Genomic DNA, 6,910 nt, shown 5'->3' with positions numbered 1-6,910 from the left:
GGAATCCCTGAAGTCCTGGCCGATCAGCAGAGCATCGCCGTGGCGCGCCATTCCACTGTCGAGCAGATAGCGACCGAAGGCGGTGGCATAGAGCGTCGAAGCTTGCCCCTTGAGGTCGACAGACAGGCCGCCAAGCCCACTCGTTCCGAACTTCATCACACATCAATCCTTCAATGTGTGTGTCCTAAGGCCGGCTCCTCCTTCCGGAAACGACACAACGATGTTCTCTGTGCAACCTCTAGTCTTCCTTTCGCCGTATCCTTTCCCGCCATATAAGGAATAGAACGCCCCCTATATAGCCAAACTGCATAAGAAATATGCAAATAACGCTGTAGTATAGTGTCAATGTTACCGAGTCATAATGCAGATATGTGATCAATGCGAACGCAAATGTTGCAGCCAGCATCCGCAAGTAGACGCCAGGAGCTCGCATTAATTGGACGAAACGCGTCATGATTATTTCCAGTAACGGCCTCGAAGGTTTCACGGTTATCAGAACTTTGCAACAGAAATGAATCACAGTCACCTCCGCCAATCCGGCGATTCTGTCGTTTTATGCGCTCGCGCATGGCGCATTGCAGCATTCTTGCTCTCTCGCCGCGCGGCATTGTTGGACTTTATTTGTTTAGAAAAAATCTATTGAAATCAAGTGTATATTCCAATCATGCATGCCAGGCTCCTCCTGGAAGTGCAAATCAATATGTCGCAGCTCCGCCATCCTTCAAAAGTCTAGCCTTTGCAGTTTATTTTTCTTCGCATTGCAATATGTGACTTTGCAAATACTGAGTTCGCGTCTATTGTGCGCCGCAGCGTAGTATTCATTATTACTGCAACGCTAACGACGGGAGTAATGCCATGTCGATCGAAGAGCGGTTTGCGAATGGATATACCACAGGCTTCGACTACCTTAGGGTGCTGCTTGCGGTCGCTGTACTTTGCATTCACAGCTTTGCGGTTTCCTATGGCAAAGACGGCGAAGTCTTCCTGTTCGAGCCGCCGCTGCGCGGTCTGATAACATTCGTTCTCCCGGCCTTTTTTGCTCTGAGCGGCTTTCTTGTCAGCGCCAGTCTGTCACGGACGCGCAACGTTGCCCGCTTCCTCGGCCTTCGAGCACTTCGCCTGATACCAGCACTTGCTGTGGAGGTGACGCTGTGCGCGCTCCTTCTTGGACCCGTCTTTACGACGTTGCCGCTGGCCAGTTACGTCGCAGATCCGGAGTTTTCGTCCTATTTTCTCAACATCGTTGGCCATGTTCAGTATCTGCTGCCCGGCCTGTTTCGCGACAATCCCTACTATCACGCCGTCAATGTGTCGCTGTGGACCATTCCCTATGAACTGGAGTGCTACATTGCATTGACCGTGCTTGCCGTGATTGGCGTCGTCTTTCGTCCGGCGCTGCTGATTGGTGTTGTTGTGCTTGCACACCTTGCGATCATCGGCCGCGACCTGCAGCGGGGTGCTGCCGAACTGCCAATGGACGGGGCTTTGCCTGGTCGCATCCTGCTCTTGAGTTTCCTGGTGGGTGTTCTTCTGTTTATCTGCCGCGAGCACATCAAGGTGACGGCCCCTCGTGCGATTGCTGCGGCTGTGGCGTCGTTCGTGATGCTGAACCTGCCCTACGCGCCGTACTTCGCCGCCTTTCCGATTGCCTATGTTACGGTTGCGATCGGCCTCACACGGCCGCCAAAGCATTCGTTTCTTGCCAGTGGGGATTATTCCTACGGCATCTATCTCTACGCTTTTCCGGTTCAACAGACGGTTGCCCATCTCTTTCCCCAACATCGCGAATGGTACTTCAACATCGCGCTGGCGCTACCGGTTACCATACTGCTAGCTGTGTTTTCGTGGCATGCCATCGAAAAGCATGCTCTCAAACTCAGGAGCTTTGTCGCAGGGAAGCCTCACAGGGCAGCGACAGCCAAGCCACCAATAGTTGCTCAAAGGCAGGTGAGGGTGGCTGGCAATGGGCGTTGAACCGATCGGCATCATTACCATTGCGCTCGGCTTGTACTGCATGGCGCTCGGTCAGGCCGCGACAATCAAGGCCTTCGTGACGCTAAGCCTGTTGGGAGCGGCGGCCGCATTCATTGTCGGTTCTTCGAGTGTTCAGCCAGCCCATCTGTTCCTGGCGTTTCTCGCGCTCGCTGCCATGCGCAATAGACAGGCCAACACTCCAGTGCTTGACGCCATACAGTTCGGCCGTCCGGGCTTCTGGCTCGCCTGCCTTGTCGTTTATGGCACCTTATCGGCCTACTTTCTGCCGCGTTTGTTTGCCGACGCAACGACGATTGTCCCTCTTGGCTTGTCTGACCACCCGTTGACACGCGGTGTGGTCCCGCTCGGACCTGTCACCAGCAACCTGACCCAAGTGGTTTACCTCGCCGCAGATCTGGTCTGCTTCATGCTGATCGTGGCTGTCGGTTCGACGATCGACGGCTACCGAACGATCGCAATCGGCTTGATAGCCTATGCCGCATTCAACGTCCTTTTTGCGCTCATCGACGTCGTTACCGGCGCGATTGGCGGCCAGGATATGCTGCAGTTCATCCGCAATGCGCAGTATACCTTTCACGACAACGACAAGGTCAATGGTTTCAAACGCATTGTAGGTTCGTGGCCGGAGGCCTCCGCATTTGCCGGAACCACCTTGGGTGCTTTCGGATTCACCTCAACGATGTGGCTTTGCCAACGATATTCGCGTTGGACCGGCCCGCTGGCCATGATCTCGATGGTTCTGATCGTTGCCTCTACGTCGTCCACAGGGCTGGTTGCGGCGCCGGTCTGCCTGGCAATCTTCTATATTACGGCCGTGCTGCGCAGTGGCGTCGGATCCGACAGCAGCAACAGCGCCGCAGTGGCAGTTCTTGCCCCGGTCTTGGCTTTGCTTGTCGCACTGATCGTCGTCCTACAGGACCGCATCTTCGATGCCGTTCACAGCTATGTTGACCTCCTTGTCCTGAGCAAATCTACCTCCAGTTCAGCCCTGACGCGCGGATCCTGGAATACGAGCGGCCTTCAGAACTTTCTCGACACTTACGGCCTTGGGGCTGGATTGGGCACGGCGCGGACGTCGAGCTTCCCGGTCGCGGTCCTGTCGAACGTGGGCATCCCTGGTGCACTTTTTATTTTTCTGTTTACGCTTACCGCCCTTGGCCCAGGACGCAGCGCCGTTCCCAAAAGTTTCGTTGCCGATGTCAGGAGTGCTGCCCGCAACGGCTGCCTGTGCCTCCTTGCGGGGTCCGTTGTTGCCGGTCCCACTGTCGACCTTGGCCTTCTGTTTTTCATTCTGGCGGGTCTGGCTGCCAGCCGCCCGGAAGTCATGTCCGAGGCTGCGGCGCCGTTGCTGCCGCTCCGCCAACAAAGCGGTCTGCCCGCGCCTAGAAGATCGGGCTGACCCTATTTGTTGCAGGAGGTTTAAGGCTGGACGGGCGAGGCTCATTGAAATGACATCGAAAGTCCTTCGCAAGCAATATCGGCAATCGGGCCGGCCAATCGCTGGAGAAGGCCTGCAACGCTCCGCCAAATTTGTACACCGCAGGAGGTGATGGGCCATGCCAATTCTCGATCTGCAGCCCAGCGAAACAGTTGTCCCGTTACTTCGTTGCGACGTATGCATTGTTGGGTCCGGACCGGCCGGTGCGACGTTAGCGCGCGAGCTCTCTCATTCAGGACTGAGCGTTGTGCTTCTTGAGAGCGGCGGTGAGAGGCGTGATCCAGAAATTGACGCGCTGAATGATATCGAGAATATCGGGCGCCCGCGGGTCCGTGACCAATGGTCGGTGCGAAATCGCATCCTTGGCGGCAGCTCACATACCTGGGGCGGTCGGTGCGGTCCCTTCGACGCCATCGATTTCGAGCAGCGCGACTGGGTTGAGAATTCGGGATGGCCGATCGCTATGCAGGAACTCGACCCCTACATGGATCGCAGCGCGGGCCATCTCGGACTTGTGGTTGGCAGCGGCTACAGTGACCAACGCTTCTGGTCGATCGCACGACGCAATGCGCCGAAGAGAGAGGTCGCCGCCAACCTCCTGCTGCCCTTCTTCTGGCAGTTCAGCAGGGACGACGCGGAAACCTATCCATTCGAGTACATGCGGTTTGGGCGGCACATCGCCAAGCACCTCGGCCCCAATGTCACATTGGTGACGGGCGCGACCGCGTTGCGGGTGCGGGCAAACGACAAGCGCACCAAAACGCGTGGGCTTGAGTTTGCCACAGGCGACGGACAAAAGCACAATATTGTCGCCCGCTCGGTCGCGCTCTGCGCTGGAGGCATCGAGAATGCCCGCATCCTTCTCAATTCTCATGAGCAAGATCGCAAAGCGCTCGGCAATGATCATGACCGGGTTGGCCGCTACCTGATGGACCATCTTCGTGGTCCAACGGCGTTTTTCGCCCTGTCCGGTTCAGAGGCGCTCCGACGCAGGTTCGGACGCTACAATGTTCGCGGTCGTTTCTTCCGTGCGGGTCTCAGATTGAGCCCGGAAATTCAGCGAGAAGAGCGTCTGCTCAATTGCGCAGCCTGGCTCGGAGAGGTGCTTGCGCCAGACGACCCCTGGGACGCATTGCGGCGCCTGGCCGCTAGAAAACCTCGGCTGCCAGCCGATGTCGTCAGTGTTGCGCGCAACGTCCCTTTAATGGTTAAGGGGGCTGTCGACTATTTCGGAGCGCGAAATGGCCTGCCGCGCAAGCTGCAGGAGCTCACGCTGGATTGCATGTGTGAGCAGATGCCCGATGAAGACAGCCGCATAAGCCTCTCGGATCGCCGGGATCGCTTTGGCATGCGCCTGCCGAAGGTCGACTGGCGTAGCCACCCGGACGAGGCCCGCACGATGCATCGTATGGGCGAACTCGTCGCAGCCGAACTTTCCAGGATAGGGTTTCCGGAGCCTGTTCTGGCCGACTGGGTACGCGACAAGGCACCAATCCCCGCAAGCTTCGTGGACGTCGCTCATCCGACGGGCACAACGCGCATGTCGAGCGATCCGGCCAAAGGTGTTGTCGACGTCGATTGTCAGGTACACGGCGTCGAAGGCCTCTTTGTATCCGGCAGCTCGGTGTTCCCGACAGCCGGCCATTGCAATCCGACGCAGATGATCGTCGCCATGGCAATTCGTCTCGCCGACCATTTGAAAGGCAGGTTACAGCGGCCGTTTCTTGCGGAGGTGATGGCTCATGCCGGGTGAAACCATTCTAGTAACCGGCGCAACCGGCAGGATCGGCCGTTTTGTTGTGACCGACTTGCTTGAACGCGGCTATCGTGTGAGAGCGACGACCTCGCGCACGCCCGAATCCGACGACCAAAGGCTTGAATGGCGCAAGGTAGATCTTGCCAGCGATGGGGATCTTGGTTGGCTCGTCGAAGGCTGCAGCGGCGTGATCCACCTGGCGGCCGAAATGGGAAAGAAGGATCGCATGAGGGCGCTCAACGAAGGCGGGACCGGCCGCCTGGCGCGTGCTGCCGAGGACAAAGGCGTAAGGGCCTTCTGCTATACGAGCTCAATCGCTGTTTACGGCAGTGGCCGATCGGCCGGAATTTCGGAGAGCTCGCCCGTTCTATCCATCGATCGAGACGTCGCCTCGGAATACTGGGCGCTGGACTATGTTCGCGAATATGGCCGCACGAAGCTTGCCGGAGAGAGGGCGCTCATGCGCGTCGCCAACCAGATGCGTTGCGTGGTGCTGAGGCCAGCCGTTGTCGTTGACATCGGCCAGATCATTGGCGTGCGCGACTGGAGCCTTTTCAAGCGCATGCTCGCGTCACATCGCCACTCCCATCACATCTATGTCGGCGATGTCTCCGATGCGCTCATCTGGGCGATCGAACAGGGACTGGCGGGCAGGGGCGAAGCCGGGCAGGTCGACATATACAATCTGGCAGAAGACGATCGCGACATGCCACGTCACATCGATTTCATGCGCAAGGCCTTCGCGGCAAGTGGTGACCGTCGCTATCGTGTCGTCAGCGCCCCATGGCTGATCGACTGGCTCCACGACTTCCTGCGCTTCCACACGCTACCAATCAGAAATCCGCTGTGGCGCATGCGCTTTTCCAGCGAGCGCCTCGAGCGCGCGGGATACAGGCTGAAATTCGGGATGGCAAAGGCGGAGCAGCTCGCCCTCGCCCGTTTGGCGAAGGAGGCCAGGACAGGGGCGCAATCCGACTTCGCCGGGCACAGCAGACCAGTATAGGGGCACGCCCCCACGGCCATGCGATCAAGGTCAAACGCCTCCGTTCAAGGCCCGACGTTTTTGGGGCGCGCCATATCACGGTCTCGATGGGAATGATGTCCGATCGATTTCCCGGGGCGACAGATGGACTTCAGTCCGCGCCTGCCGCACCAGCTGGCCAGTGCCATGCAGACCCGGAGACCAGGCGGATGATTGGATCGGCGACAATTCCCAATCGCATCCTTCCAGTTCATCCGCAGGTCTGCAACGATGGCGGAAGTGGCGATCACCATCAGCTCGGGATGCCATCCTCGTCGTATCCAATAAGCTCACCGAGAATGCGGACTACGCCTGATATCCCTTCCTTGATCGTGATCGGATCATCTTGCTAGAACACCCGGCGGGAGCGGTGCGCTCGATGCCTGCTTGCCCGATCGGTGGGCTAGTCGGCAGGATATTTCGGTTGTGCCTGTTGCGGCGCCCGCTTTTCAGTGTCGCTGGCCCGCCGCGCGTAGAATGCATGCAGAACCACGTGGGCAAAAACATAGCCTGCTTCGAGCACCACAGCGAACACAAAGCCCCAGGCAAACGCGTTCAGAACCGGGCTGCCGGCGAAGTAGCTGGCACCCGCATAGGCAATCATCACGACAAGAACAATCAGCGTGAAGATCAAGACCGGCACGCGCAACGCGCAGACAGCGCCGATCAGAAATGAGATTACAAGCGCCCAGCCCATCGA

Annotated in this window: 5 protein-coding genes and 1 pseudogene; 4 read left to right on the top strand and 2 right to left on the bottom strand. The window is 58.1% G+C overall.

The window, feature by feature from the left end:
* Positions 1-156: pseudogene (locus tag FHT71_RS32070) on the bottom strand (phosphomannomutase); the annotation flags it as partial.
* Positions 157-855: 699 nt separating this feature from the next.
* Between FHT71_RS32070 and FHT71_RS30405 the strand changes: the two are divergent.
* The 4 genes from FHT71_RS30405 (at position 856) to FHT71_RS30390 (ending at position 6,192) form a co-directional block, all read left to right on the top strand.
* Entirely contained in the window at positions 856-1,974 is a 1,119-nt protein-coding gene (locus tag FHT71_RS30405; protein WP_132594811.1) for an acyltransferase, read from the top strand.
* On the top strand, positions 1,964-3,394 hold the full coding sequence (locus tag FHT71_RS30400; RefSeq protein WP_132594813.1) for a hypothetical protein: 1,431 nt from the start codon (positions 1,964-1,966) through the stop codon (positions 3,392-3,394). Before FHT71_RS30405 ends, FHT71_RS30400 begins: the two co-directional genes overlap by 11 nt.
* A gap of 157 nt (positions 3,395-3,551) precedes the next feature.
* On the top strand, positions 3,552-5,186 hold the full coding sequence (locus FHT71_RS30395; RefSeq protein WP_132594815.1) for a GMC family oxidoreductase: 1,635 nt from the start codon (positions 3,552-3,554) through the stop codon (positions 5,184-5,186).
* Positions 5,176-6,192: an NAD-dependent epimerase/dehydratase family protein gene (locus FHT71_RS30390; protein WP_132594817.1), complete on the top strand. Its 1,017-nt coding sequence runs from the start codon at positions 5,176-5,178 to the stop codon at positions 6,190-6,192. Before FHT71_RS30395 ends, FHT71_RS30390 begins: the two co-directional genes overlap by 11 nt.
* 421 nt (positions 6,193-6,613) lie before the next feature.
* Here FHT71_RS30390 and FHT71_RS30385 read toward each other — a convergent pair whose 3' ends face one another.
* Positions 6,614-6,907: a hypothetical protein gene (locus FHT71_RS30385; protein ID WP_132594819.1), complete on the bottom strand. Its 294-nt coding sequence runs from the start codon at positions 6,905-6,907 to the stop codon at positions 6,614-6,616.
* Positions 6,908-6,910 lie beyond the last annotated feature (3 nt).

Origin of the sequence: Rhizobium sp. BK060 (assembly GCF_014193145.1) — a bacterium.
Taxonomy (GTDB): Bacteria; Pseudomonadota; Alphaproteobacteria; order Rhizobiales; family Rhizobiaceae; genus Rhizobium.
The sequence above is the reverse complement of the archived record's forward strand: the minus strand, read 5'-3'. Positions and strand labels throughout refer to the sequence as shown.

Coding starts and splice junctions, on each gene's coding strand:
- FHT71_RS30405 (WP_132594811.1), top strand. CDS start 856: ATGTCGATCGAAGAGCGGTTTGCGAATGGATATACCACAGGCTTCGAC.
- FHT71_RS30395 (WP_132594815.1), top strand. CDS start 3,552: ATGCCAATTCTCGATCTGCAGCCCAGCGAAACAGTTGTCCCGTTACTT.
- FHT71_RS30385 (WP_132594819.1), bottom strand. CDS start 6,907: ATGGGCTGGGCGCTTGTAATCTCATTTCTGATCGGCGCTGTCTGCGCG.
- FHT71_RS30400 (WP_132594813.1), top strand. CDS start 1,964: ATGGGCGTTGAACCGATCGGCATCATTACCATTGCGCTCGGCTTGTAC.
- FHT71_RS30390 (WP_132594817.1), top strand. CDS start 5,176: ATGCCGGGTGAAACCATTCTAGTAACCGGCGCAACCGGCAGGATCGGC.